Origin of the sequence: Thioclava arctica, assembly GCF_040892615.1 — a bacterium.
Lineage (GTDB): Bacteria > Pseudomonadota > Alphaproteobacteria > Rhodobacterales > Rhodobacteraceae > Thioclava > Thioclava arctica.
In genome coordinates, this window is sequence record NZ_JBFRYC010000040.1 from 1 (window position 1) to 1,333 (window position 1,333).

The following is a 1,333-nucleotide window of genomic DNA, read 5'->3' on the forward strand; positions in this document are numbered from 1 at the left end:
GAGAGTGTCCGATCTTCTGTGTAACTGCGCTTTGGTCCATGCTTCCTGAGAGGAGCAAGGACGATGACGATTTCCAAGGAACTTTTGGACGAACTTCTGAAGGGCTGCGAGCGGCCTGAAGATCTGCTGGGCGATGCCGGGCTCATGAAAGAGCTCAAGATCAAGCTGATGGAGCGGATGCTCGGGGCTGAACTGACCGCGCATCTTGGCTACGAGGAGGGTAAGGATGCACCCCCAGGCCAGCCAAACCGGCGCAACGGCACTGCCAGTAAGCGCTTGAAGGGGCAGGACGGCGAGGTGCCGATTTCGGTGCCCCGTGACCGGGACGGCAGCTTTGAGCCCGAGCTGATCAAGAAAGGTCAGACCCGGATCGACGGCATGGATGACAAGATCATTGGTCTTTATGCTGCTGGTTTGACGGTCCGTGACATCCGTTCCCACCTTGAGGATGTCTATGGCCTTCAGGTCTCGCCCGACCTGATCAGCCGCGTTACCGATGCCGTTTTGGACGAGGTCCGAGAATGGCAGTCCCGAGCGCTGGAGCGGATGTATCCGATCGTCATTTTCGACGCGCTTCGGGTCAAAATCCGCGATGCCGACAGCCGCATGGTGAAAAACAAGGCCGTCTATGTGGCCCTTGGCGTCACCCGTGACGGCGTCCGCGAGGTTCTTGGCCTTTGGATAGCCGACAACGAGGGTGCCAAATTCTGGCTGTCTGTGATGAACGAGTTGAAGAACCGCGGGGTTCAGGACGTTCTGATCGCGGTCGTAGACGGGCTCAAGGGCTTCCCAGAGGCGATCACCGCCGCCTTCCCAGACGCAACCGTCCAGACCTGCATCGTGCATCTAGTGCGCCATTCGCTGAACTTCTGCGCCTGGAAGGATCGCAAAACCGTGGCCGCCGATCTGCGCCTGATTTACGGCGCCCCGACGGCCGATCAGGCTGCCGCTGAGCTGGATGCCTTTGAGGAAAAATGGGCCGGGAAATACGCCTCGATTGCCCCGGCATGGCGTCGGGCATGGCAGGAGGTGATCCCGTTCTTCGCCTTCGATCCGGCGATCCGCAAGATCATCTACACCACGAATGCCATCGAAAGTCTGAACCGTGTGATCCGTAAATCGATCAAGACCCGCGGTTCGTTCCCAACCGAGGAGGCCGCGACGAAGCTGATCTTCTTGGCCATTCGAAACTTCGAGAAAGGAGGCCGGAATGTTAGAGAGTGGTTTGCCGCCCGCAATCAATTCGCTATCATGTTCGACGAGCGCTTCAATGCTTAACCGTATCTGAAACCCGCATGGGCCGAACCAGATACACAGAGTTCATGACACTCCC

At 58.3% G+C, this 1,333-nt stretch carries 1 protein-coding gene; it reads left to right on the top strand.

Annotation, left to right across the window (positions count from 1 at the left end; genetic code table 11):
* Positions 1–63 precede the first annotated feature (63 nt).
* Positions 64–1,278, top strand: coding sequence for an IS256 family transposase (locus AB4874_RS19820; protein WP_368393305.1), 1,215 nt, complete (start codon positions 64–66; stop codon positions 1,276–1,278).
* Positions 1,279–1,333: the final 55 nt, after the last annotated feature.